17 protein-coding genes and 1 tRNA gene are annotated in these 24,309 nt (G+C 62.9%); 5 read left to right on the top strand and 13 right to left on the bottom strand.

Translation table 11 applies throughout. The features are described from left to right. Positions 1–40: 40 nt before the first annotated feature. A complete protein-coding gene (folD, locus tag WN982_RS06970; protein ID WP_341315008.1) occupies positions 41–898 on the top strand; it encodes a bifunctional methylenetetrahydrofolate dehydrogenase/methenyltetrahydrofolate cyclohydrolase FolD in 858 nt (285 codons plus the stop codon). Positions 899–1,014: 116 nt separating this feature from the next. Here folD and WN982_RS06965 read toward each other — a convergent pair whose 3' ends face one another. Next, positions 1,015–2,130 (bottom strand): acyltransferase, encoded by a 1,116-nt coding sequence (locus WN982_RS06965; RefSeq protein ID WP_341315007.1) that lies wholly within the window; start codon positions 2,128–2,130, stop codon positions 1,015–1,017. A gap of 341 nt (positions 2,131–2,471) precedes the next feature. Here WN982_RS06965 and WN982_RS06960 point away from each other — a divergent pair, with 341 nt between their 5' ends. Then, on the top strand, positions 2,472–4,577 hold the full coding sequence (locus WN982_RS06960; RefSeq protein ID WP_341315006.1) for a M3 family metallopeptidase: 2,106 nt from the start codon (positions 2,472–2,474) through the stop codon (positions 4,575–4,577). A 137-nt stretch (positions 4,578–4,714) separates the two neighbouring features. Here the strand turns inward: WN982_RS06960 and WN982_RS06955 are convergent, their stop codons facing one another. Continuing rightward, positions 4,715–6,007, bottom strand: coding sequence for an amidohydrolase family protein (locus WN982_RS06955; RefSeq protein WP_341315005.1), 1,293 nt, complete (start codon positions 6,005–6,007; stop codon positions 4,715–4,717). A gap of 205 nt (positions 6,008–6,212) precedes the next feature. Here WN982_RS06955 and WN982_RS06950 point away from each other — a divergent pair, with 205 nt between their 5' ends. Continuing rightward, positions 6,213–6,911 (top strand): aspartate/glutamate racemase family protein, encoded by a 699-nt coding sequence (locus WN982_RS06950; protein WP_341315004.1) that lies wholly within the window; start codon positions 6,213–6,215, stop codon positions 6,909–6,911. Positions 6,912–6,986: 75 nt separating this feature from the next. Here WN982_RS06950 and WN982_RS06945 read toward each other — a convergent pair. Further along, positions 6,987–7,063, bottom strand: a tRNA-Met gene (locus tag WN982_RS06945). 91 nt (positions 7,064–7,154) lie between these two features. After that, positions 7,155–7,442: a hypothetical protein gene (locus tag WN982_RS06940; protein WP_341315003.1), complete on the bottom strand. Its 288-nt coding sequence runs from the start codon at positions 7,440–7,442 to the stop codon at positions 7,155–7,157. Between the two features lie 219 nt (positions 7,443–7,661). On the opposite strand from WN982_RS06940, the gene xth reads away from it, so the two are divergent. Next, positions 7,662–8,438 carry an exodeoxyribonuclease III gene (gene xth / locus WN982_RS06935; RefSeq protein WP_341315002.1) on the top strand — a complete coding sequence of 259 codons (777 nt, stop codon included), beginning with the start codon at positions 7,662–7,664 and terminating at the stop codon, positions 8,436–8,438. Positions 8,439–8,486: 48 nt separating this feature from the next. On the opposite strand, the gene WN982_RS06930 is transcribed toward xth, so the two are convergent. From WN982_RS06930 to glnA, 4 genes are all read right to left on the bottom strand, one after another. After that, complete coding sequence (locus WN982_RS06930; protein WP_341315001.1) at positions 8,487–10,589, bottom strand: prolyl oligopeptidase family serine peptidase; 2,103 nt, start codon at positions 10,587–10,589, stop codon at positions 8,487–8,489. A gap of 109 nt (positions 10,590–10,698) precedes the next feature. Continuing rightward, positions 10,699–12,213, bottom strand: a complete 1,515-nt coding sequence (gene ntrC / locus WN982_RS06925) for a nitrogen regulation protein NR(I) (protein ID WP_341315000.1) — start codon at positions 12,211–12,213, stop codon at positions 10,699–10,701. Between the two features lie 35 nt (positions 12,214–12,248). Next, complete coding sequence (glnL, locus tag WN982_RS06920) at positions 12,249–13,391, bottom strand: nitrogen regulation protein NR(II) (protein ID WP_341314999.1); 1,143 nt, start codon at positions 13,389–13,391, stop codon at positions 12,249–12,251. 198 nt (positions 13,392–13,589) lie between these two features. After that, the gene (glnA, locus tag WN982_RS06915; RefSeq protein WP_341314998.1) at positions 13,590–15,005 is read right to left on the bottom strand and encodes a type I glutamate--ammonia ligase; all 1,416 of its coding nucleotides are present in this window, start codon (positions 15,003–15,005) and stop codon (positions 13,590–13,592) included. A 440-nt stretch (positions 15,006–15,445) separates the two neighbouring features. Between glnA and WN982_RS06910 the strand changes: the two genes are divergently transcribed. Beyond that, positions 15,446–15,910, top strand: a complete 465-nt coding sequence (locus WN982_RS06910; protein WP_341314997.1) for a rhodanese-like domain-containing protein — start codon at positions 15,446–15,448, stop codon at positions 15,908–15,910. Positions 15,911–16,096: 186 nt separating this feature from the next. On the opposite strand, the gene WN982_RS06905 is transcribed toward WN982_RS06910, so the two are convergent. From WN982_RS06905 to hrpA, 5 genes are all read right to left on the bottom strand, one after another. Continuing rightward, positions 16,097–16,942 carry a molybdopterin-binding protein gene (locus WN982_RS06905; protein ID WP_341314996.1) on the bottom strand — a complete coding sequence of 282 codons (846 nt, stop codon included), beginning with the start codon at positions 16,940–16,942 and terminating at the stop codon, positions 16,097–16,099. Between the two features lie 19 nt (positions 16,943–16,961). Beyond that, a complete protein-coding gene (locus tag WN982_RS06900) occupies positions 16,962–17,792 on the bottom strand; it encodes an EI24 domain-containing protein (RefSeq protein WP_341314995.1) in 831 nt (276 codons plus the stop codon). Positions 17,793–17,968: 176 nt separating this feature from the next. Continuing rightward, on the bottom strand, positions 17,969–18,967 hold the full coding sequence (locus WN982_RS06895; protein ID WP_341314994.1) for a sterol desaturase family protein: 999 nt from the start codon (positions 18,965–18,967) through the stop codon (positions 17,969–17,971). Positions 18,968–19,026: 59 nt separating this feature from the next. Beyond that, a complete protein-coding gene (locus WN982_RS06890; RefSeq protein ID WP_341314993.1) occupies positions 19,027–20,043 on the bottom strand; it encodes a beta-propeller fold lactonase family protein in 1,017 nt (338 codons plus the stop codon). Between the two features lie 121 nt (positions 20,044–20,164). After that, the gene (gene hrpA / locus WN982_RS06885) at positions 20,165–24,304 is read right to left on the bottom strand and encodes an ATP-dependent RNA helicase HrpA (protein WP_341314992.1); all 4,140 of its coding nucleotides are present in this window, start codon (positions 24,302–24,304) and stop codon (positions 20,165–20,167) included. Positions 24,305–24,309: the final 5 nt, after the last annotated feature.

The raw sequence follows: 24,309 nt of genomic DNA, 5'->3' as shown, positions 1-24,309 counted from the left end.
AGCGTCGTCCCGCTTTCCAAACCGCCCATCTCGACCGACCATGACTGCCAAACTGATCGACGGCCTAGCCCTTTCCAAGACCCTGCGCGCCGAAGTCGCCACGCGCGCCGCCGCCCTCACCGCCCGCGGGCATCAGCCTGGCCTCGCCGTGGTGCTGGTCGGCGATAATCCGGCCAGCGAAGTGTATGTGCGCAACAAGGTCAAGGCGTGTAACGACAACGGCCTCGGCTCGTCGTTCGACCGCTATCCGGCCGATTTGCCGGAAGCCGATCTGCTCGCGCGCATCGACGAACTGAACCGCGATCCGCGGATCCACGGCATTCTGGTGCAACTGCCGTTGCCGCCGCATATCGACAGCCACAAGGTGATCGAGGCGATCGCCCCGGAAAAGGATGTCGACGGTTTTCACGTCGCCAATGCCGGCGCGCTGATGACCGGCCAGCCGCTGTTCCGTCCGTGCACGCCGTACGGCGTGATGAAGATGCTGGCCGCCTACGAAATTCCGCTGAAAGGCGCGAATGCGGTGGTGATCGGCCGCTCGAACATTGTCGGCAAGCCGATGGCGCTGCTGCTGCTCGAAGCCGGTGCGACCGTCACGATCTGCCATAGCAAGACGCGCGATCTGGCCGCCCATACGCGTCACGCCGACGTGGTGGTCGCCGCCACCGGCTTGCGCAACATTCTCACGGCGGACATGGTGAAACCGGGCGCGGCCGTGATCGACGTCGGCATGAATCGCGACGAGGCCGGCAAGCTGTGCGGCGACGTCGATTTCGCGGGCGTCAAGGAAGTAGCCGGCTACATCACGCCGGTGCCGGGCGGTGTCGGTCCGATGACCATCACGATGCTGCTCGTCAACACGATCGAAGCCGCCGAACGCGAAGCCGCGAAAGCTTAAACGCTGCAAAGATAGCGCAAAGCCGGCGAAACGCTTTTCGCCGGCTTTTAAGGCGGTTTTTTTAGGCCTTATCCATCGACATCGAATCATGCCGGTCAACAACGCCTCCGACACGCTCAACGCGCGACGTGATCACGTGGAGAGATGCCCGCGGCGCTCGGCGCGTCTGAACGCGCGAGACGCCGCCGGCACCACTTCAGCACCGGCCGTTCCACGAAGTGCCAGGACAGCGCCGCGCACAGCAAGATAAACGGCGCGGCAATCAGCACGGCCGTCACATGGCTCAAGTGCGGCGCGATACTCGCGACGCATTGCTGCATCATGAAGCCATACAGATAGATCCCATACGAGTAATCGTGGCGCGGCACGAAGCGGCGCAGGAGCGGCGTCGTGCCCACCCACAGCACGCCGTACACAAAGGCCAGATAGAACAGCGGCTGTGCGCCGGCCGTATCGCGGAAGACGAGAAAGACCATCAGCAGCGCGAAGGCCATCAGCCCATTAATGTCGATCCGCTCACGCCAGCCATACAGCAGCATCCCGACCATGAAAAACGGCTCCGGCCAGAACGAATAGCCGCCGGGCGTTTCACTGAAATCACGCAACCCGACCTGCAAATGCGGCGCATGCACACGCAGGACGAACGCGGCGCAACCGAGCGCCACTGCCAGCACGACGCCGCGCGGGCTCGACAGCAACCCCAGCATGCCGGTCACGAGCACGATCAGATAGCAGCGCACTTCGAGCGGCAGCGTCCACAGCGGCGCGCAGACGTCGAAAACAAACCGGTTGTGCTCGAATACGCCGGGCAGCACCCAGCCTGTTTTCAGCACGATGGTCGAGAAGTTGTCCAGGTTGGCCCACGTCACGCTGGAGGCGAAATAGTCGCGCAGCGGCAGCGTTGTAAAGAGTGGCCCAATCAGGAGCACCGTCACCAGTGAGCCGCCCGCCACCGCCGGCCACAGACGCGCGATGCGCAACGCGACGAAGCGCGGCACCGAGCGTTGCCGGTCGAAGCTGGCGGTCACCAGCATGCCGCTCAGTAGAAAGAACGCGTAGACGCCGAGCGCCCCGAAACCGTCGAAGCCGAGCGCGTTCTGGACCCAATCGGTCGTGCCGTCGGGCGCTTGCAGCAGATACGAATGGCCATACACCACGGCGACGGCGGCAAGCAGCCGCACGAGGTCGAAATTGTTGCCGTTGCGCGATAGAGCATGCGAAAGCGGATTCATCGATACCTCTTGCAGAGAGTGCTGCTGGCGGACGGCGACTCTCCACAATGCGGCGCGGCAGCAATTTTCACCGTTCGTTTTCGCACAAAGTGAAGCGGCCAAGTCCGCACGCCTAAACGACACACACGCGACACCCAAGCGACGCGCAAGCACCCGCGCGACACCTCGCGCCCGCGCACAGCGCCGCGACATCTGATAATTTGTCTGTCGACGGATTGGAATCGGCGCGCCCCGCCCCAATAATGGCTATATCGGGCGTGCTTGGGTTGTCAGCGCGCCCGCCGATTCACTGCGTCGATTCACCGAGATTACCCGTTCACCCGCGTCAGACAGGAAGCCTTATGTCCACCACCCCCTCGACACACGACAATCCGCTCCTCGATTTCTCCGACCTGCCGCGCTTTGGCGAGATCCGCCCCGAACACGTCACGCCCGCCCTCGACGTGCTGCTTGCCGATGCGAGCGCCGCCGTCGAACGCGCCGCCCAGCCCATTACGCCCGCCTCATGGGCCGACGTGGTCGAGCCGGTCGAGCGCGCCACCGAGCCGCTCTCGCGCGCCTGGAGCGTGGTCGGCCATTTGAACGCAGTTGCCGATACGCCGGAGCTGCGTGCCGTGTACGGCGAAAATCTGCCGCGCGTGACCGAATTCTGGTCGAGCGTCGGACAAAATCTCGCGCTGTACGAGAAGTACAAGGCGCTCAACGCGAGCGGCGATTTTGCATCGCTGACCGGCGAGCGCAAGAAAATCCTTAGCAATGCGCTGCGCGACTTCCGTTTGTCCGGCGCGGAATTGCCGGAAGACCAGAAACCGCATTTCGCCGAATTGCAGGAGCGCCAGGCAGCCTTGTCGAAGGCGTTTTCGGATCACGTGCTCGATGCGACCAACGCCTACGCGTACCTCGTCGGAGCCGGCAATGAGGCCGAACTGGCCGGCCTGCCCGAAGACGTGATCGAAGCCGCGAAAGAAGCCGCCGGACGCGACGGCAAGACCGGCTATAAATTCACGCTGCACTTCCCCTCGTATTTTCCGGTCATGCAGTACTCGGAAAATCGTCCGATGCGCGAAGCGATGTACCGCGCCTATGTGACGCGCGCATCCGAACTCGGCCCGCAATACGGCAACGGCAAACCCGAATGGGACAACACGGCGGTCCTCGCCGAACAGCTGAAGCTGCGCGCCGAAGAGGCGCACATGCTCGGCTTCAACAACTTCGCCGAAGTGTCGCTCGCGCCGAAGATGGCCGAGTCGCCCGCGCAAGTGATGGCCTTCCTCGAAGACCTCGCCACGCGCGCGCGTCCGCATGCCGAACAGGACTGGAAGGAACTGCGCGAATTCGCGGCTAACGAACTGGGCATGACCGAGCTGCAACCGTGGGACATGACGTTCGCCGCCGAACGTCTGCGTCAGAAGCGCTATTCGTTCTCCGAGAACGAAGTCAAACAATACTTCCCGGAAGACGCGGTGTTCAAGGGCCTCTTCAAGGTGACCGAGACGCTGTTCGGCGTGCGCATCCGTCGCGACGAAGCGGCCGTATGGCATCCGGACGTGCGCTTTTTCCGCGTCGAGAATCAGGACGGCGGCCTCGTCGCGCAGTTCTATCTCGACCTGTATGCACGCGAAGGCAAACGCGGCGGCGCCTGGATGGACGATGCGCGCGGCCGTCACAAGCACACGCATGGCGGCGTACAATCGCCGGTCGCGTATCTGACCTGTAACTTCTCGGCGCCGGTTGGCGGTAAGCCCGCCTGCTTCACGCATGACGAAGTGATCACACTGTTCCACGAGTTCGGCCACGGTCTGCATCACATGCTCACGCGTGTCGACGAACTGGGCGTGTCGGGCATCAACGGCGTCGAGTGGGACGCGGTCGAGTTGCCGTCGCAATTCATGGAAAACTTCTGCTGGGAGTGGGACGTGTTGAGCGACATGACGTCACACGTCGAAACCGCCAGGCCGCTGCCGCGCGATCTGTTCGACAAGATGCTGGCGGCGAAGAACTTCCAGAGCGGTCTCGGCACGCTGCGGCAGATCGTGTTCTCGATGTTCGACATGCAACTGCACGTCGATTTCGATACTTCAGGTACAAAGAACGCCACCGATCTGGCGCGCGAGATCAACGAGCGCTTCCATGTGGTGCCGCAAGCCGAGTTTTCGCGTTGGCCGAATACGTTCAGCCATATTTTCGCGGGCGGTTATGCGGCCGGCTACTACAGCTACAAGTGGGCCGAAGTCTTGTCCGCCGATGCGTATGCCGCGTTCGAAGAAGCGGCGCAAGCGGCCAGCGGCAGCGTGCTCGATGCGGCAACCGGCATGCGTTATCGCAAGGAGATTCTGGAAGTGGGCGGCAGCCGCCCGGCGATGGAATCGTTCAAGGCGTTCCGCGGCCGCGAGCCGAACATCGACGCGCTGTTGCGGCACAACGGCATGACGCCGGCGGCGCATTGATGAGTTGAAATATCGGCGGGATGGGTCTCGGGTTTGGTCTCGAGTTTGGTCTGTTAGTTAGCGCCGATAAAAAAGCCGGTGACTTGCGCGAGCAAGCACCGGCTTTTTTTATTCGAGTCGAGCGCTCGGCGCTGCGGCTAACCGCGGTGCAGTTTGAAGTCCACCTGCGACGGACGCCCTTCGAGCGACAGCGCCGCGCGTGCAGCAGGCGCGCGGCTCACCACTTTGCCACGACTCACCACGGCGAGCCGTGCGGCGCGCAAGCGAATCGCTTCGACCGGATCGCGTGCATCGAGCAGCACGAGATTCGCCGCGCAGCCCGGCGCGACGCCGTAGCCTTCAAGGCCGAGAATGCGCGCGGCGTTCACCGTGACCGCATCGAAACACGCATGCATGCCCTCGACACCCGTCATCTGCGCCACGTGCAAGCCCATGTGCGCGACTTCGAGCATGTCGCCGGAGCCAAGGCTGTACCACGGGTCCATCACGCAATCGTGACCGAACGCGACGTTGATGCCGGCCGCCATCATCTCGGGCACGCGCGTCATGCCGCGCCGTTTCGGATACGTGTCGCTGCGGCCCTGCAACGTGATGTTGATCAGCGGATTGGCGATCGCGGCGACGCCCGACTCGCGCATCAGCGGCAATAGCTTGCTGACGTAGTAGTTGTCCATTGAATGCATCGAGGTCAGATGCGAGCCGGTCACGCGCCCGTGCAAACCGAGCCGATGGGTTTCGGCCGCGAGCGTTTCGATATGGCGCGACATCGGATCGTCCGACTCATCGCAATGCATGTCGACGCGCAAGCCTTGCTCCGCCGCGTATTCACACAACAGGCGCACGGACTGAGCGCCGTCGGCCATCGTGCGCTCGAAATGCGGAATCCCGCCGACCACGTCGACACCCATCGCAATCGCACGCTTGAGATTCTCGAATGCGCCGGCACTGCGCAAGAGGCCATCTTGCGGAAACGCGACCAGTTGCAAGTCGAGATACGGCGCGACGCGGCGCTTCACTTCGACCAGCGCCTCGACCGCGAGCAAACGCGGATCGCACACATCCACATGACTGCGGATCGCCAGCAAACCGCGCGCGACTGCCCAGTCGCAGTACTGCAACGCGCGCTCGATCAGTGCTTCCTGCGTCAGGTCCGGTTTGAGCTCACCCCACAGCGCGATGCCTTCCAGTAACGTACCGGACGCGTTCACGCGCGGCAGTCCGTACGACAGCGTCGCGTCCATGTGGAAATGCGGATCGACGAACGGCGGCGTGACGAGCAAGCCGGCCGCGTCGATTTCTTCGCGCGCGGCCGCTACCAGATTCGACTCGACAGCGACGATGCGGTCCGCTTCGATGCCGATGTCGACCGGCTGCTTTTGCTGCAGTGCGGCGCCAGGCGGCAGCATTGCGCGGCGGATGATCAGATCCATGTATCGCTCCCTTTAAGCTTCTTCGACCCTCTTTGACTGATATCGATTCTATCGGCGTCAGAATGCGCGTGCCGGCGTTTTATCAAGGCGCCGTACCGGCGCGCAGCTGCAAATCCGTACCGGCTGCGCACCCTGCCGCCCGCCTATACTCGGCCTTCGACTTCGACGCGCAACGGCGCACATCATCGAACAGCGGAGCAAGCGGATGAAAACGATCGGCGTGATCGGCGGGATGAGTTGGGAATCGTCCACCGAGTATTACCGGCTCATGAATCGCCACGCGAAGGCGCGGCTTGGCGGCCACCACAACGCACGCAGCCTGATGCTGACGGTCGACTTCGCGTCGATCGAAGCGAACCAGCGCGCCGGCAACTGGGCCGCGCTCGGCGAACAGATGGCCGATGCCGCGCGGCACCTTGAACGAGGCGGCGCCGATCTCGTGATGCTGGCGACCAACACGATGCACCGCGTGTATGAAGCGATCGAACAGGCGATCAAGGTACCGTTTCTGCATATCGCCGATCCGACCGGCACGGCGCTGCGGGCCGCCGGCATCGAGCGAGTGGGCTTGCTCGGCACGCGCTATACGATGGAGCAGACGTTTTACACGGGGCGCCTGCGCGAGCGCTATGGCCTCGACACGCTGATTCCCGATGAAGCCGAGCGCGCGGACGTGCACCGCATCATTTACGACGAGCTATGTCACGGCAACGTGAATGGCGGCTCGCGTGCGGTGTATCAACGTGTGATCGAAGGGCTTGCCGCGCGTGGCGCGCAGGCGGTGATTCTCGGCTGCACCGAAATCACGTTGCTGATCAAGCCGGAGGATTCGGCGCTGCCAGTGTTCGATACGACCGCGTTGCATGCGCAAGCGGCGGTGCAATGGGCGATCGATTCCGAGTGAGCGACACGACAACGTGAGCGATGCCAGAAGTTAAAAAGCCCGCGTGGCTTACGCCAGCGGGCTTTCAACAATGCTTGGTTGCGGGGGTAGGATTTGAACCTACGACCTTCGGGTTATGAGCCCGACGAGCTGCCAGACTGCTCCACCCCGCGTCAGAGAAACCGGATTGTATAGAGATGTTCGCGAAGCGTCAAACAATCGTGCGAAATTATTTCGAACGACACAGACAGTGCGCCTGCGCGCTTAAAGATCGGAGACTGTTGCGCCTTCCACTTTGCCGTCGATGATATCCGCGCCGTACTGGCTTGCGCTGCGTTTGGCGACGCCGAAATCGGAGAACGTAGCCGGCAACACAAGCCGGAACACACGGCTTGCCTTCGAACCGCTGATTGCGCCCGGACGGCAGACACGCACCGCGACGTCGTAACCTTCGGCGTAACGCTTGTGGCCGTCGAACTTGTCGAACTCCCGCGAAAACACCAACGGATGCACTTCGAAGTCCTTATAAAGGGCTGGATAAAATTCGGCCATGATGCTTCCCCGATGCGCGTGAGTGTGGTCCCACTATACGCTGCGGCAAGTGGCGGACGCGTAAATATTTTGGGGCTGTCGGGGACGCCGGATTAGCGGTTTTGCTGCACTGCGCTGGACCTGAATTTGCAAACCGGTGCATGATAGCGGCGATTGCAGCGCTGAAGCCGGCTAACCGGCACCCTCTCGCCGCCTGGCGAACACAATTTACCGAACGACATGCGAATCGCCACCTGGAACGTCAATTCCCTCAAAGTCCGCCAGCAGCACGTGATCGACTGGCTCGAAACCAGTCACACCGACGTCCTGTGTCTACAGGAACTGAAGCTGACCGACGATAAATTCCCGCGCGCCGAGCTCAAGGCGAAAGGCTATCGGAGCTGGTACGCGGGCCAGAAGACGTATAACGGCGTCGGCATCCTGGTGCGCGAAGGCCTGAACGTCGACGAAACCAGCGTCGTGCGCAATATTCCTGGCTTCGAAGACCCGCAGCAACGTGTGATCGCCGCGACCGTCGAAGGCGTGCGCATCATCTCCGCGTACTTCCCGAACGGCCAGGCGCCGGGCACCGATAAATTCGCGTACAAGCTGCGCTGGCTGGCCGCGCTGCACGACTGGATCGCGAGCGAAATGGCGTTGTCTCCGAAACTCGCATTACTCGGCGACTACAACATCGCGCCCGAAGATCGCGACGTGCACGATCCGAAAGCATGGGAAGGCCAGAATCTGGTGTCGCCTGAAGAGCGTGCCGAGTTCGTGCGGCTGATCGATCTCGGTCTTGCCGATGCGTTCCGTCTGTTCGACCAGCCGGAAAAGATCTACTCGTGGTGGGACTACCGGATGATGGCGTTTCGCCGCAACGCCGGGTTGCGGATCGACCACATTCTGCTGTCGAAAGCGCTTGCGCAAGCCTGCTCGCTTTGCGAAGTCGACAAGACGCCGCGCAAGTGGGAGCAGCCGTCGGACCATGCGCCGGTCGTGGCGCAGATCGACTGATCCAGCCGAGTCTGCCCATACCCGGCCGGACACAAGGGCTGAGCCTTATCAGGCGGCCGGGCCGCTCAAACAGCGCCACAAGAATTCGAACACCATCGCATCATGCCCGGCCTGCTCCAGTTCATCGGAGCCGCCGTGCCCGCCTTCCGTGTTCTCCCGATACCAAACCTTGTCGGCGCCGAGCGCCTGCATCCGCGCGGCCATCTTGCGCGCATGGCCCGGATGCACGCGGTCGTCGGCAGTCGATGTCGTGAACAGCACCGGCGGATACGCCACATCGGAAGCGACGCGATGATAGGGCGAATAGGCGGCCAGCACGCGCGCTTCGTCGGGCTCGTCCGGATCGCCGTATTCGTCGATCCAAGACGCGCCCGCGTGCAGCAGGTGATAGCGGCTCATATCGAGCAGCGGCACTTCGCAGACCACCGCGCCGAACAACTCGGGCCGCTGCACCATACACGCCGCCACCAGCAAGCCGCCGTTGCTGCCGCCCTGAATGCCGAGTTGCGCGGCGCTCGTCACGCCGCTGTCGATCAGCGCCTCGGCGACTGCGATGAAGTCGTCGAACGCGCGTTGACGATGCTCGCCTTGCGCCGCCGTGTGCCACTGCGTGCCGAACTCGCCACCGCCGCGAATATGCGCGACCACATACACGCCGCCCCGCTCCAGCCAGCCGATGCCCGGCCCGGCCAGATAGTTCGGTGTCAGCGGAATCGCGAAGCCACCGTAGCCGTTGAGCAGGCAAGGCCGCGTGTGCTGTTGCATATGGGGTTGCGCCGCACGTGGCGCGATCACGGTGTACGGCACCCGCGTGCCGTCGGCGGACACCGCATGGCCGCGCGTCACGGCGAACGGCGCCGCGTCGAACTGAGTCGGCCAGCGGTCGAGCAATTCCCAGTCGGTCAGATCGTCACGGGCGAGATCGGCGAGCCAGTACGCGGGCGGTTGCAGGTAATCGTCGGTATCGACGAACACTTCGTCGTTCAACGTCGGTTCGACCGGCGAGACGTCGGCTTGCTCGTCGCCGCGCGACGGAAAGAGGCGCTGAGTCCATTGCCACGTTTCATCGGCGGATTGTGACGGGGCCCACAAGACGGTCCTGCTCTGCACGTCCTCAAGGTATGAAACGATCAGATGGCGACGCGTATGGGTCCACTCGCAGGCGGACGTTTGCGGCGTCGGCGTGAAGAGCGGCACCATCTCGCGCTCGCCGCGCAAAAAGGCGGCTTCGCGGATCGCCAGCAACGCGCCGCCGGAAAAGCGCACGCCATTGCAATCCCAATCGAACCGGGGCTCCAGCAGCAACCAGCCCTGCCAGCCGCCGACCGCCACGTGCGACGGCACGTCGTACTGCCGCCAGACATCGACAGCATCGGCGGCGGCGAGGTAATACGTATGCGAATCGAAGAAATCGACGCTGCTCACCACCGTGTGGCGCTGCTCGACCGGATCGTAGTGCGCTTCGACGCCGATATCGTCGAACGTGCCTTTGAACACGACCGGCGCCGCAGCCAGCGCACTGCCCCGCGTCCAGCGCCGCACGTCGCGCGGATAGCCGGAGCGCGTCAGCGTCTTGCGGCCATTGTCCCAACCGACGTAAAGCGTATTGCGATCGATCCATGAAGCCGTATGCTTGCCGGCCTTCCCGATGACGAAACCATCGTCGACAAACCGCTGGGCATCGATGTCGAACTCGCGCACCACCAGCGCATCCGAGCCGCCCGGCGACAGCGTGATCAGCGCACGATCGCCGTCCGGATAAAGAATATCGAGTTCGACGCAAACCCATGGCATGCCTTCCGCGGCGCCGAGCGCGTCGAAGTCGAGCAGGTTCTGCCAGACGGGTACGCCGCTACGCCAGGCGGCCCACGGCGTGCGCCGCCAGATACCTTTCGGATTGCGCTCGTCCTGCCATAGATCGTAGGCCCAATCCATCCAGCGATCGGGGATGACCGGGCGCTCGCGCGGCAGATAGGCATCCGCGAGCTTTTGCTTGAGCGTGTCGAACGCCGCGCTGCCGCACCATGCCGCGCGCGTGCGGGCATTCTGCGCTTCGACCCACGCAAGCGCGTCAGGGTCGTCGAGCGCCTCGAGCGACAAAAAGGGATCGGGGGAAAGCGGCCAGGAAAAGGGAACCGGAGAAGCAGGCATCGCGAACTGTCGAATGAAAACAGCGTCGATTATGCCTTGCGGGAGCCCAAAGGCTTTTTGACGAGCAGCCGGGGCGACATTCGAGCCGCCCCGGCCGGCGATACAAACCTCAAGGCTCGAGGTTGAGTTCCTGAATCTTGCGGGTAATCGTATTGCGGCCGATGCCGAGCCGTTCCGCCGCTTCGACCTTGCGCCCACGCGTGAAATCCAGCGCTTCGCGAATCACCGCGGCTTCGAAACGGCGCGCGAGTTCGTCCATCACATCCGCAGCGTTCTCACGCAACATCCGCGCGACTTCGGTACGCAAGCCGCCTTCCCAGGCGCTGACGGGTGTCGTGACCGGCATGCCGCCTGCCGTGGCCGGCAGTGTCGACGCGCTGGTCCCGTTGACCGGAGCGCCGCCGGCAAGGCCGGCTTCGCCGGTGCCGAGCACGCCGCCGCCACCCGCGAGGTCGGTCACGCCCGCTTGCGCCGGCCCGAGGTCCGGCGGCAAATCCTTGATCTCGATGGTCTGCGCCGGCGCCATCACCGTCAGCCAGTTGGCGAGATTCTCCAGTTGCCGCACGTTGCCCGGAAACGGCAACGACGCCAGATACGCGAGCGCTTCCTCCGACACACGTTTCGGTTCGACGCCCAGATCGCGCGCACTCTTTTGCAGGAAGTGGCGCGTGAGCAGCGGAATGTCTTCGCTGCGCTCGCGCAAGGCGGGCAAACGCAAGCGGATCACATTGAGCCGGTGATACAAGTCCTCGCGGAACAGCCCCTGGCGCACGCGCGATTCGAGATTCTGGTGCGTCGCCGCGATCACGCGCACATTGGCGCGTAACGGATTGTGGCCGCCGACGCGATAGAACTGCCCATCCGACAGCACGCGCAACAGGCGTGTCTGCAAATCGAACGGCATATCGCCGATTTCGTCGAGAAACAGCGTGCCGTTCTCGGCCTGTTCGAAGCGCCCCTGGCGCATGGCCTGCGCGCCCGTAAATGCGCCGCGCTCATGACCGAACAGTTCGGATTCCAACAGATCCTTCGGAATCGCCGCCGTGTTCAAAGCGATGAAGGGACCGTTCGCGCGTGGGCTATGTCGGTGCAACGCACGCGCGACCAGTTCCTTCCCGGTGCCTGATTCGCCGGTAATGAGCACGGTGGCAGCCGAATGCGACAGGCGGCCGATCGCGCGAAACATATCCTGCATCGCCGGCGCCTGGCCGAGCATTTCCGGTGCATCGGCGACGCGGTCGTCCCACGTCTGTTCGCCGCGCATGCTTTCGTCGACGGCGCGGCGGATCAATTCGACCGCCTTGTCGACGTCGAACGGTTTGGCGAGATACTCGAACGCACCGCCCTGGAACGCGGCGACCGCGCTATCCAGGTCCGAGAACGCCGTCATGATGATGACCGGCAAGCCGGGAACCTTGTCACGCACGGTTTGCAGCAATTCGAGGCCGGAGCCTCCAGGCATCCTGATGTCGGACACCAGCACTTGTGGGCTGTCGTGATCGAGCGCGGCCGATGCCTCGCGCACATTCGCGAAGCTGCGCGTCGCGAAGTTTTCGCGGGCGAGCGCTTTTTCGAGCACCCAGCGAATCGATTGATCGTCGTCTACTATCCAGATCGGCTTCATATAGTTCGGTCAGAAGTCTTGAGGTGCGTTTGGTGTTAGCAGTCGAGCGGCAGCAGAATCTGAAACTCGGTATGGCCCGGCCGGCTATCCACTTCGATCAGGCCGTCGTGTTGTTGCACGAAGGTCTGCGCAAGCGTCAGACCGAGACCGCTGCCGTCCTCGCGCCCCGACACGAGCGGATAGAAAATGCGGTCACGGATTTCCTCGGGAATGCCTGGGCCGTTATCAATGATATGCAAGTCCAGTGCCAGCTTACATAAGCGTTTCGACACCGTGATCTTGCGGGCAACGCGGGTGCGCAATTCGATGCGCGCGTCGCCTTGCGAAATACGTTCGCGCAACGCTTCGGCCGCATTGCGCACGATGTTCAGGAGCGCCTGGATCAGTTGCTCCTTGTCGCCGCGCAAATCCGGCACGCTCACGTCGTAATCGCGTTCGATCGTCAGACCGCGCGGAAACTCCGCGAGAATCACCTGGCGCACGCGCTCGCACACCTCGTGAATATTCACGTCGCCGACGATATGCGGATGACGGTGCGGCTCGAGCAAGCGGTCGACCAAGGTTTGCAGCCGGTCCGATTCCTTGATGATGACCTGCGTGTACTCGCGCAACTCGTCGCGCTGGCGCTCGCCGAGTTCGAATTCGAGCAATTGCGCCGCGCCGCGAATCCCGCCAAGCGGATTCTTGATCTCGTGCGCGAGATTGCGGATCAGTTGTTTGTTGACCGCCGTGAGGTCGTTGATGCGCTCCTCGCGGTCGGTGCGTAAATGCCGCTCGTTCTCGAACAGTTCGAGCAGCACATAGTCTTGCGCGCTTTCCAGAAAACCGACGATCGCATGCACATGCAGCGGCTCGTGGCCCGGACGCTCGAGCACGGCGTCCAGATGCGTCGCGTGAAAACGGTGCGCGGCGATCGCGGAAATGGTCGCGAGCAGTTCGTCCGCATTCGTGAAGATGTCCGGCCACGCCATCTGCGTCAGTTGCCGGCGCGAGAGCTCCAGCATCGACTCCGCCGACGGGTTCGCGAACACGACGCGCAGCGTGCGCTTTTCGAGCACCAGCACGACCGTCGGCAACGCCTCTAAGCCGGGCAGCAAACCGGAGCTGACAAGCTGAGCGTCATCCGACAACGTCTGCTCGTGCCCTTTCCTTGCCTTGATCAGATTCTTGAGAACCATCTTGCAGTCTGGCCGATAGGAGATGGTGATAAATCAGATGTACCGTTTGTTGCCTTGCTCGACGCCCGCACGCCGCCAACATTGCGAGTCGACTCATTCGGGTTCAACAAAAAAGGGACGGCGCCGCCGTCCCTTCGTGACCGATCGCGAGCGTCGGGCAAGCGCTTCGCCGTTTGAAGGGCGAAGCGTCATTGCCGTTTACAGCGAGTAGTACATTTCGAACTCGATCGGGTGCACCGACTGACGATAGCGTTGCAGCTCGCCCGTCTTCAGTTCGATGTACGCGTCGAGCATCGCATCCGTGAACACGCCGCCGCGCGTCAGGAATTCGCGATCCGCGTCCAGCGCGTCCAGCGCCTGGTCGAGGCCGGCACACACGGTCGGGATCTTTGCATCCTCTTCCGGCGGCAGGTCGTACAGGTTCTTGTCGGCAGCTTCGCCCGGGTGAATCTTGTTCTGCACGCCGTCCAGACCCGCCATCATCAGCGCGGAGAAGCACAGGTACGGATTCGCCATCGGATCCGGGAAACGCGTTTCGATACGGCGGCCCTTCGGGTTCGACACGTGCGGAATGCGGATCGATGCCGAACGGTTGCGTGCCGAGTAAGCCAGCTTCACCGGTGCTTCGAAGTGCGGCACAAGGCGCTTGTACGAGTTCGTCGACGGGTTCGTGATCGCGTTCAGCGCGCGAGCATGCTTGATGATGCCGCCGATGTAGAACAGCGCGAATTCCGACAGACCTGCGTAACCGTTGCCTGCGAACAGGTTCTGGCCGTCCTTCCAGATCGACTGGTGAACGTGCATGCCCGAACCGTTATCGCCGACCACCGGCTTCGGCATGAACGTTGCCGTCTTGCCGTACGTGTGCGCGACGTTGTGGACAATGTACTTCAGTTGCTGCAGCCAGTCGGCGCGTTGCACCAGCGTCGAGAACTTCGTGCCGATTTCGTTCTGGCCCTGGCCCGCGACTTCGTGGTGGTGCACTTCGACCGGGATGCCGATCTGTTCGAGCAACAGGCACATTTCCGAACGGATGTCCTGGAACGTGTCGACCGGAGCGACCGGGAAGTAGCCGCCCTTCGTGCCCGGACGGTGGCCGGTGTTGCCGCCTTCGAATTCCTTCGCCGACGACCACGGTGCTTCTTCCGAACCGATCTTGATGAAGCAGCCCGACTGATCCGTGTTCCACTGGACCGAGTCGAAAATGAAGAATTCCGGTTCCGGACCGAAGTAGGCCGTGTCGCCGAGGCCGGTGCTCTTCAGATACGCTTCAGCGCGCTTTGCCAGCGAACGCGGGTCGCGTTCATAGCCCTTGCCGTCAGCCGGTTCGACGACGTCGCAGGTCAGGACGAGGGTCGACTCTTCGTAGAACGGGTCGATGAAGGCCGTGTTCGCGTCCGGGACCAGCAACATATCCGATGCTTCGATGCCCTTCCAGCCGGCAATCGACGAACCGTCAAACGCATGGCCGCTTTCGAACTTGTCTTCATCGAATGCCGACACCGGCACCGAAACGTGTTGCTCCTTGCCGCGCGTGTCGGTGAAACGGAAGTCGACAAACTTGACGTCTTCGTCTTTGACGAGTTGAACGACGTCGGCCACGGATTTACTCATAACCTATCTCCTGATTAACGAATTCGGCGGGTTCAGCCGCCGCCCAATCTAGCTGACCCGTCCCGGCGCGTCCACCCCGGATCGTTGAAGGGGGCATAAAGATTTTGCTGGGACAAGTCGATCGGGACCAATAAAGCAGCTTCTGTGCCACGTATGCGCCAAGCAGGCGCAGAACTATATTGTGCGCGCGTTTGCGGGGAATGCACGCACCGAATGGCATGCAGCCCCGATATCTTTGAACGGAACAATGCACCAAATAAGTGCCATCGCAAATGCGAAGGCCGAGTTAATCTTTATTTTGGTGCATTTTCAATGATTTGCACCAGTTCAGGGCATTTTATGGGCAGCCGTGTGCGCATCCCTGACTCTGACTGTGGGCGGCATCCGCGCCGCACGCCGCGCGCTAGAATGGTCATTTGGACGGAAGGAGATTTGCGCTCATGAGCACGCTCGAACAGTTGTACGCCCAGGCGGAAAAACGCCGCACCGAGAACCAGTTGCCCTATGCGGGCGCGGTGTCGCCAGCGGAGGCGTTCGAACTGCTGCAACTCGACCCGCGCACGCGTCTCGTCGACGTGCGCACCCGCGCCGAACTCGATTGGGTTGGCCGGCCGGTAATTGGCGACGGTCAATACGTGCATATCGAATGGACTCGCTACCCGGGTGCCGTGCCGAACCAGGAATTCCTCGAACAACTGAGCCAGGCTGCCTCGCCCGATACGCCGGTGCTGTTTCTGTGCCGCAGCGCCGCGCGCTCCAAGCTCGCCGCGATCGCCGCCACCCAGGTTGGCTTCACGAAGGCGTACGACCTGCTGGAAGGCTTCGAGGGCGACAAGGACGGCCAGGGGCATCGGAAGACGGTGTCGGGCTGGTGTTTTCGCGGCTTGCCGTGGATTGGCGCCTAAAGAAGATTCGCGTCCGTCAGAATCGCTTTTGACGGCGCGTGGTTCGCGCGGTGTAAGTACGCATCGTCGGCGCTGGATGTGACAGGCCGATGATGCGTCGAGTCTTGCGTCTGAGCCTTTGGTCAGGCGTGGGCGCGAGCGCGCCCGAGGTTTGGCGCGCGGCGCAGATGGCTTGCGTGGCGTGGATCAACCGCGCGCTTTAGCCGCAACCGCAGCTGCAGCTGCAGCCTCCGGCTCGACGATATCGCCGCCCAGCAGATGCACGCCCTCGCGCAGTTTGACGAACGCCGCCGCCACCGCTTCGGGTTCACCCTTCACGCCCAAATCGATGTGATGCCGCGCATACACGCCACCGCGCTCGGCATCGCCGACGCTCGGCAAGCTGAATACCCGCACGCCCGGAAAGTCGTGCTCGATCTTTTCCATCAACGGCGTGAGGCGTGACTCCGGCAACTCGAACACCAGCAGCGACTTTTCCGCATGCGGCATTGCGTGATGCAGGTGCGCGTACTGAGTGTCCAGCACCCACTCGATCATCGGCCACGCCATCACCGGGAAGCCTGGCACGAAGTAGTGCTCCTTGATCGAGAATCCCGGAATCTTGTTGTAGCCGTTCGGAATGATCGACGCGCCCTGCGGATACGTGCCCATGTTCAGACGATGGCGGTTTTCCGCCGAATCGAGATCGAGCGGCGTGGCCGAGTTAGCCGGATGCATGTCGCGGATGCGCTCCTGAATCAATCTGGCGGCTTCCGGATGCAGCTCGAGCGGCACGCCTAACGCGGCCGACGCGCATTGGCGCGTGTGGTCGTCCGGCGTGGCGCCGATGCCGCCCGTCGAAAACACGATGTCACCCGACGCGAACGTGCGGCGCAGCGTCGCCGTGATGCGCTCCGGATCGTCGCCGATGTACTCCGCCCAGCCGAGCGAGAGCCCACGCGCGCCCAGCAATTCGATGACCTTCGGCAGATGCTTGTCGATACGTCTGCCCGACAGGATTTCATCGCCGATGATGATGACGCCAAATGCCATTGTCGCCTCTTCCGTTTAATCAGTAAGGAACCGGCGCCGCGTGCCGCGCGCCGTGCTCTTCCGCGCGCATGCGCTGGAGCGCGCGCAGACAGTAGTAGCCGAACCACAGGGCCGAAAACACGAGGATGAACGCGTAGATCCAGATCGTCACCGCGGTGATCACCGGGAACAGCACGATCAGCCATACCGACGACGCCCACAGCAGCGTCGGTAGCGAACCCAGCAGACCGCTGGCGATGCCGATCAGCAGTAGCGGCAGCCGGAAACGCCGCACCAGCTCACGCCGTTCGTCGCGCGTCGCGTGCAACGCGAGCGCGTCGTAGCTCATCACGCGATAGGTCAGCCAGCCCCACAGCAGCGGCGGAATCAGCGCAAAAAACGGCGGCACCAGCCAGAGCGGCAACGTGACGATCAGCAGCACCAGACACACCAGCGTGGTCCACAGCGCCTGGCCGAGACTACCGTACCACGTTCCGCCACGGCGCATTTCAAGGCTCGCGAATTGCCGTGCCGACAGAAAGCGGATCACCGCCGGCATCGACACTGTGGCGATCAGCAGCAGCACGCTGACGACGATCAGCGGAATCGCCATCGCAATCACAATAAAAGGCGCGATTGCCGTGTGCAGCGCCGAAAAGCCGAGCCAGTCGAACAGATGATAAAGCGTGACGGTAAACGACCAGCTTTCGAGCCACGTGCGGGTCGCGCCGATCAGCGTCTGCCAGGAAAACCAGAGAATCACGCCCCACCCGACCGTTGCCGCGAGAAACGGCATGAAGGTCAGCCAGAGCATGCGCGGGTGGAGCGCGCTTGTGAGCGCGCGTCCGAACGAGCGCAACAAATCATTCATGCGAGCCAGTGCCGGTGAACAAAACAATGGGACAAGGGGAACCGAACAGCGAAACGAACCGGAATGCGGACCAGGACACGGTCCAACAAGCGCACCAGGAACGCACGCGAAAACGTGGACAGGATAAACCACGCGACGCGCCGCCGGGGAAACCGGCGGCGCGGGAGGAAGAATACTCAGACTGCAGCGGAGCCGCTGCCTTCGACGCGGCGCTTCGACGAGAGCCGCCCGGCGATCCGCACAAAAGCGAGCCAATGCTGCGCCCAGAAACCGTCGCCATAGCGGCGGCCTTCGAGTTGATCGCGGATGCCGGTGGGCTCCATTTCGCGGCTCCACGACACACTGCGAAACAGCATGTCCCACCACGGGAACAGCACTCCAAAGTTGCAACCGTACTTCAGCCCTTCGTGGCCGTAGCCGATCGCATGATGCCGGCGATGGAAGGTCGGGCTGACCAGCAGACGCTCGCCGAGCCAGCCGAAGTACAGGCGGATGTTCGCGTGCTGCACGCTCTGCGCGAGATTCGTGATCGCCACCAGCACGACGAATTGTGACGGCGGCACGCCGATCACCAGCGCGATCGCCGCGAAAAACGACGCCTGCAACAAATCGTCGAGCAGATGGTTGCGGTCGTCCGACCATAGCGACATCTGTTGCTGGCTGTGATGCACCGCGTGCAGCTCCCACCACACGCCGAACCGATGTTCCCAGCGGTGATACCAGTAACCGGCGAAATCGAGCACCAGCAGATACATCACGAACGTGACGAGTGGCTGCGTGGTGACGCCCGGCCACAGATTGTCGAAGTCGATATTCGCGATGTCGTGCAGCCGCAGCCAGGCCTGCACGTTGTCGAAGAACGGCTGCAGCGCGAAAAAGAAGAACAGGTTGAGGATGCCGAGCTTGGCGATCCAGGTGTAGATCACGTCGACCCGTACCGCCTTGCGGTTTTCCCACTGCTCAACCGGGCGCAGCGCCTCGAGCGGGCGCAGCACCGCGTACATCGCCAGCACCTCGAAGACGCCGACGAGCACCCAATACAGGCTGTCGAAAGTGTCTTCGTCGTAATCCATCAGGTCGAAGCGGAACAGCAGCGGCTGCACCACGTCGACGTACAGCAGCGTCTGCACGGCTGAGACGAAGCTGTCGAGGGAAGAAAAAATCAGATGGAACATGGTGCTAGCCTGGTTATTTCATTCGTGACGGCCCGTTGATGTACTGCCTCGCTGCTGCATTACGCGCCGTTCGGCGCCGTCACCGGCGCGCGATTGAAGAAATAGATACCGTGTGGCGAACGGCCGACGGCAATCGTCTGGATCAGCTTGCGCGAATTCAGGTCGATGATGCCCACGTGCTTCGCGAAGCGGAAGGTAACCCACAGATAGCGTTTGTCGGCGGAAAGTTCCATGTCGTCCGGCCCCGGCATCAAACCGGTGATGTCGCCGACGTTGGTGAGCGTGTCTTCGTCGATGATGCTGATCGTGCTCGCAACGCGGTTCGACACCGCGACGTGCTTGCCGTCAGCCAGCGAGCGGAAGTTGTGCGCCCCCTTGCCTGTCTGGATCGTCTTGACGATCTTCTGATTGCGCCAGTCGACCACAGCGACGTAATCCGCGCCGGTCATGCCGATCAGCAGGTACTTTTCGCCGGGCGTCATCCACAGGCCGGCCGGCACCTTGCCGACCTTCATCTTCCATTTGACGGTTTGCGTGGCCAGATCGATCGCGGCCAGCTCACCCGAAACCTGCAGTGTGACGAACACCGTCTTGCTGTCGTTGGTGAACGCCATGTGGCTCGGCATGACCGCGAGCGGCAGGCGCGAGGCCAGCGTCATGTTGTTCTGGGCGTCATAGTGATAGATGTCGAGGCGGTCCAGACGCAGACCGGTGGTGACGACCCACTTGCGGTCAGGCGAAAAGCCGATCTGGTACGGATCCTCGATATTCTCGACCCAGCGCTGCACCTTGCCCGACTTCGGATCGACGAACATCAGGTTGTTCGACACCGAATTCGCGACGATCAGCGACGAATTGTCCGGCGTGGCCATCAGGTGATGCGGTTCCTTGCCCGTCGGCACCGTGCCGACGACCTGGCGAGTCGTCTCGTCGATCAGGCTCAGCGTGGCTTCGCCGGAATTGAGCACGATCACGCTGTTGGCGTGGGCGGCCGGAGAAAAAAAGCCTGCGGCGGCGACCAGCGCAGCGCCTGCGGCGAACGTGGCAGTCACGCCGGGAAGAAGAAATTTACGCATGAAAACTCACTTCGGAGAACGGCCGTCATTGTAGAACGTTTGCCGGGGGCAGCGGTTGACGTGGATGCGGGTGTGGTACGCGGAAAAACGGGGATGCGCGGCGCCCCGCCCCACGCGCCGCTCAGCGCTGCATCGATTCCCACACCTTGTAGAGACGCTTCACCGATACCGGCATCGGCGTACGCAACTCCTGCACGAATAGCGAAATCCGCAACTCCTCCAACAGCCAGCGGAATTCAGACAAGCGCGGATCCAGCACGCCGCCGCGTTGCGCCAGCGCGCGCTGGTAGTTCTGCAACAGCGGCTGGAATTCGGCGAACTGCCTTGCGTCGCGGGCGGAATCCGCCTTGAGCTTGTCGATGCGCAGCGCGATACCCTTCAGATAGCGCGGAAAATGCGCCAGCTGAGAATACGGTGTGTCGACCACGAAGCGCTTGCCGATCAGTCCATCGAACTGGTTCTGCATGTCCGCATGCGCCGCCGTGAACGACTTTGCCTGCACCAGCTTCTTCGTCACGGTCGCGTACTCAGTGAGTATCTGACCGACCAGCCGGGCGATTTCCTGGGCCAACAAAGTCAGGCGGCTACGGCCTTCGTCGCGGCGCGTGTGGAAGCTGACGTCGTCGGCAGGCAGCGGGTCTTGCAGGCACGCGCGGTCGAGCGCGGTGTCGATGAGTTGATCGCGCAGTTCTTCCTGGGTGCCGCGCGGCATGAACTGCATCGCCATTTCGCGCAGGCCCGGCAGATTCTTTTCCAGGTACTTGATCGGCTCCTTCAACTGCAACGCGAAGAGGCGCCGCAGTCCCGCGCGATGAATGCGCGCGGCTTCGTCCGGCGAATCGAACACTTCGACGTCACAGTGCGTGCCGCGATCCACCAGCGCCGGATAACCGAACAGCGTCTGCCCGCCGCGGCGAATTTCGAGCAAGTCGGGAAGCTTGCCGAAATTCCAGGTGGTGAGCTTCTCGTACAGCGCAGTGGCCGGCGCACCATCTTGCGGCGCGGTTTGCGGACCGGGTGCCGCGCCCTTGCCTCTCGGCGCAGCGCCTGCTGCCGCGGCCGCGACACTGCCGCCACCCGCATCCGCCAACGCCGCCCCAGCCGCACTGGAGGCGATCTTCTGAAAATGCTGTTGCGCCTGCCCGCCGAGTTCGGCGCGCAGTTGCGACAGGTTGCGGCCCATCGCGAGCTGCCGCCCATGCTCGTCGACGACCTTGAAATTCATGAACAGATGCGGCGTCAGCGTCTCGAGCTTGAAGTCCGATTGCTTCATCGCGACCTGGGTCTGCTCGCGAATGTCGGCGATCAGCGACTCGAGCACGCCGCCCGCGCCGAAACGCGGACCGCTATGCCGGTCGACAAAGCCTGCCGCGTACTCGGGCAGCGGCACGCAATGACGCCGCAGCTTCTGCGGCAGCGACTTCAGCAGCAGTTGCGTCTTCTCTTTCAGCATGCCGGGCACAAGCCACTCACAGCGCCGCGCATCGACCTGATTGAGGGCATAGAGCGGCACCGCGAGCGTCACGCCGTCGCGCGGCGAACCGGGTTCGAAGTGATAGGTGAGCGCCATCTCGACACCCGCCATGGTCATCCGCTTCGGAAACAGATCGGTCGTCACGCCGGCTGCTTCGTGCCGCATCAGATCGTCGCGCGACAGATACAACAGGCGCAGTTTGTCCTCTGGCTGGCCGCTCTTTTTCACCTCGTCGCGATACCAGCGCTCGAACGACGCGCCGGTGTAAATGCCCTGCGGCAACGCCTGATCGTAGAAGCCGAAGATCAGTTCGTCGTCGACCAGCACGTCCTGGCGGCGCGACTTATGTTCCAGTTGCTCGATATCGGCGAGCAGCTTGCGGTTATGCGCGAAGAACGCGAGCTTCGTATCGAATTCGCCTTCGACCAGTGCGCCGCGAATGAACAACTCGCGCGCGCGCGCCGGATCCTGTTTGCCGAAGCTCACGCGCCGCCGGTGATAGATCGGCAGGCCGTACAGCATCGCGCGCTCGAACGCCGACACCTGCGCCGCGCGCTTCTCCCAATGGGGTTCGGAGAGCGACTTTTTCAGCAAGTGCGCACCGATCCGCTCGATCCATTCCGGCTCGATCTTCGCGATACAACGCGCGTACAGACGGCTCGTCTCGACCAGTTCGGCGGCGATCACCCACTTACCCGCCTTCTTCACCAGCGCGGAACCCGGCCACAGATAGAACTTGATGCCCCGTGCGCCGAGGTAATACGGTTCGTCGTCGGCCTTCAGGCCGATGTTGCCGAGCAAGCCGGTCAACAACGCAAGGTGAATCTGCTCGAAGGTCGCTTCGGTCTCGTTCAGACGCCAGCCGTGCTCGCGCACTACCGTCAGCAGCTGCGAATGCACGTCGCGCCATTCACGCAGCCGCAGTTGCGACAGAAAATTCTTGCGGCACTCGTCCTGCAACTGCCTGTTCGACTTCTTGTGCGCGATCGCTTCTTCGAACCAGTTCCAGATTTTCAGCCACTGGAGGAATTCGGAACGCTCGTCGGCGAAGCGGCGATGCGCCTGATCGGCCTGCTCCTGCGCTTCGATCGGCCGGTCGCGTGGGTCTTGCACCGACAGCGCGCTGGCGATGATCAGCACTTCCTTCAATGCCTGCTGATCGCGCGCGGCGAGAATCATCCGGCCGACCCGCGGATCGAGCGGCAAGCGCGCGAGTTCACGGCCAAGCGGCGTGAGCTGGTTGTCGTCGTCGACCGCGCCGAGTTCGTTGAGCAGTTGATAGCCGTCGGCGATCGCACGGCCCGGCGGCGGCTCGATGAACGGGAACGTTTCGATCGCGGTCAGGTGCAGCGACTTCATCCGCAGAATCACCGACGCCAGCGACGAGCGCAAGATTTCCGGATCGGTGAAACGCACGCGGCCCTGATAGTCGCTTTCTTCATACAGACGAATGCACACGCCATCGGCGACGCGGCCGCAACGCCCCGCCCGCTGATTGGCGGCAGCCTGCGAAATCGACTCGACCTGCAGTTGCTCGACCTTGTTGCGATACGAGTAACGCTTCACGCGCGCGAGCCCGGTATCGACCACATAGCGAATCCCCGGCACCGTCAGCGAGGTTTCGGCGACGTTGGTCGCCAGCACGATGCGGCGCGCGTTCGAGGTGCGGAACACGCGCTCCTGTTCGGCAGCGGAAAGGCGCGCGAACAGCGGCAGAATTTCCGTATGCGGCGGATGGTGCTTGCGCAGCGCCTCGGCGGCGTCGCGAATCTCGCGCTCGCCGGGCAGGAAGACGAGCACATCGCCCGGACCTTCGCGGCACAGTTCGTCGACAGCGTCGACGATTGCTTCCATCAGATCACGGTCAGTCTCGCGCTGGGTTTTCGGCCTTTCACGCGACGATGCGGAAGAACCTTCCGCCGCCTTCACCGCCGGGCTGTCCTCCGCCACCGGCCGGTAACGCACTTCGACCGGATAGAGACGCCCGCTCACTTCGATCACCGGCGCGGGTTTCTCCTCGCTGCCGAAATGGCGCGCGAAGCGGTCCGCGTCGATCGTCGCCGAGGTCACGATCAGCTTCAGATCGGGACGCTTGACGAGAATTTCCTTCAGATAGCCGAGCAGAAAATCGATGTTCAGGCTGCGCTCGTGCGCTTCGTCGATGATCAGCGTGTCATAGGCTTTCAGCAGCGGATCGGTCTGCGTTTCGGCGAGCAGAATACCGTCGGTCATCAGCTTGACCGACGCGCCCGGCGACAGATTGTCGGTAAAGCGCACCTTGTAGCCGACCACTTCGCCGAACGGCGTGCCGAGTTCTTCGGCGATGCGGCGGCCCGTCGCCGACGCGGCGATCCGGCGCGGCTGCGTATGGCCGATCAGACCGGCGCCGCCGGCGCCGAGGCCGCGCCCCAAAGCGAGGCAGATTTTCGGCAACTGCGTCGTCTTGCCGGAGCCGGTCTCGCCGCAGACGATCACCACCTGATTCTGCGCGATGGCGCGCGCGATCTCGTCGCGGCGGCCGGAGACCGGCAGCGCTTCGGGGAACGTGATCGGCGGGATCGGGTTCGGTTCGACGGCGCGCGGAACGCGCGGCGGGCGCGGCGGATTTTTTTTCTGCGCAGACGCCTGTGTGCCCTGCGCGGCACGCCGCTCTTCACGCGCCGCCGGCGGCGTGTTGTGGGTAGCGTCCTGCACGATACGGCGCGCGGCGTCGCCGGCGTTCACCTGATCGGCGGCCGGCACGACATTCTCGTTCGCCGTAGCGGGACTTTTGGGTACATTCGACATGGGGG

It is taken from the genome of Paraburkholderia sp. IMGN_8, assembly GCF_038050405.1.
Classification (GTDB): Bacteria; Pseudomonadota; Gammaproteobacteria; order Burkholderiales; family Burkholderiaceae; genus Paraburkholderia.
This window is presented reverse-complemented; position numbering and strand designations above follow the sequence as displayed.

Excerpts from the sequence above, each read along its gene's own strand:
- folD (WP_341315008.1), top strand. The coding sequence starts at position 41 with ATGACTGCCAAACTGATCGACGGCCTAGCCCTTTCCAAGACCCTGCGC.
- WN982_RS06965 (WP_341315007.1), bottom strand. The coding sequence starts at position 2,130 with ATGAATCCGCTTTCGCATGCTCTATCGCGCAACGGCAACAATTTCGAC.
- WN982_RS06960 (WP_341315006.1), top strand. The coding sequence starts at position 2,472 with ATGTCCACCACCCCCTCGACACACGACAATCCGCTCCTCGATTTCTCC.
- WN982_RS06955 (WP_341315005.1), bottom strand. The coding sequence starts at position 6,007 with ATGGATCTGATCATCCGCCGCGCAATGCTGCCGCCTGGCGCCGCACTG.
- WN982_RS06950 (WP_341315004.1), top strand. The coding sequence starts at position 6,213 with ATGAAAACGATCGGCGTGATCGGCGGGATGAGTTGGGAATCGTCCACC.
- WN982_RS06940 (WP_341315003.1), bottom strand. The coding sequence starts at position 7,442 with ATGGCCGAATTTTATCCAGCCCTTTATAAGGACTTCGAAGTGCATCCG.
- xth (WP_341315002.1), top strand. The coding sequence starts at position 7,662 with ATGCGAATCGCCACCTGGAACGTCAATTCCCTCAAAGTCCGCCAGCAG.
- WN982_RS06930 (WP_341315001.1), bottom strand. The coding sequence starts at position 10,589 with ATGCCTGCTTCTCCGGTTCCCTTTTCCTGGCCGCTTTCCCCCGATCCC.
- ntrC (WP_341315000.1), bottom strand. The coding sequence starts at position 12,213 with ATGAAGCCGATCTGGATAGTAGACGACGATCAATCGATTCGCTGGGTG.
- glnL (WP_341314999.1), bottom strand. The coding sequence starts at position 13,391 with ATGGTTCTCAAGAATCTGATCAAGGCAAGGAAAGGGCACGAGCAGACG.
- glnA (WP_341314998.1), bottom strand. The coding sequence starts at position 15,005 with ATGAGTAAATCCGTGGCCGACGTCGTTCAACTCGTCAAAGACGAAGAC.
- WN982_RS06910 (WP_341314997.1), top strand. The coding sequence starts at position 15,446 with ATGAGCACGCTCGAACAGTTGTACGCCCAGGCGGAAAAACGCCGCACC.
- WN982_RS06905 (WP_341314996.1), bottom strand. The coding sequence starts at position 16,942 with ATGGCATTTGGCGTCATCATCATCGGCGATGAAATCCTGTCGGGCAGA.
- WN982_RS06900 (WP_341314995.1), bottom strand. The coding sequence starts at position 17,792 with ATGAATGATTTGTTGCGCTCGTTCGGACGCGCGCTCACAAGCGCGCTC.
- WN982_RS06895 (WP_341314994.1), bottom strand. The coding sequence starts at position 18,967 with ATGTTCCATCTGATTTTTTCTTCCCTCGACAGCTTCGTCTCAGCCGTG.
- WN982_RS06890 (WP_341314993.1), bottom strand. The coding sequence starts at position 20,043 with ATGCGTAAATTTCTTCTTCCCGGCGTGACTGCCACGTTCGCCGCAGGC.
- hrpA (WP_341314992.1), bottom strand. The coding sequence starts at position 24,304 with ATGTCGAATGTACCCAAAAGTCCCGCTACGGCGAACGAGAATGTCGTG.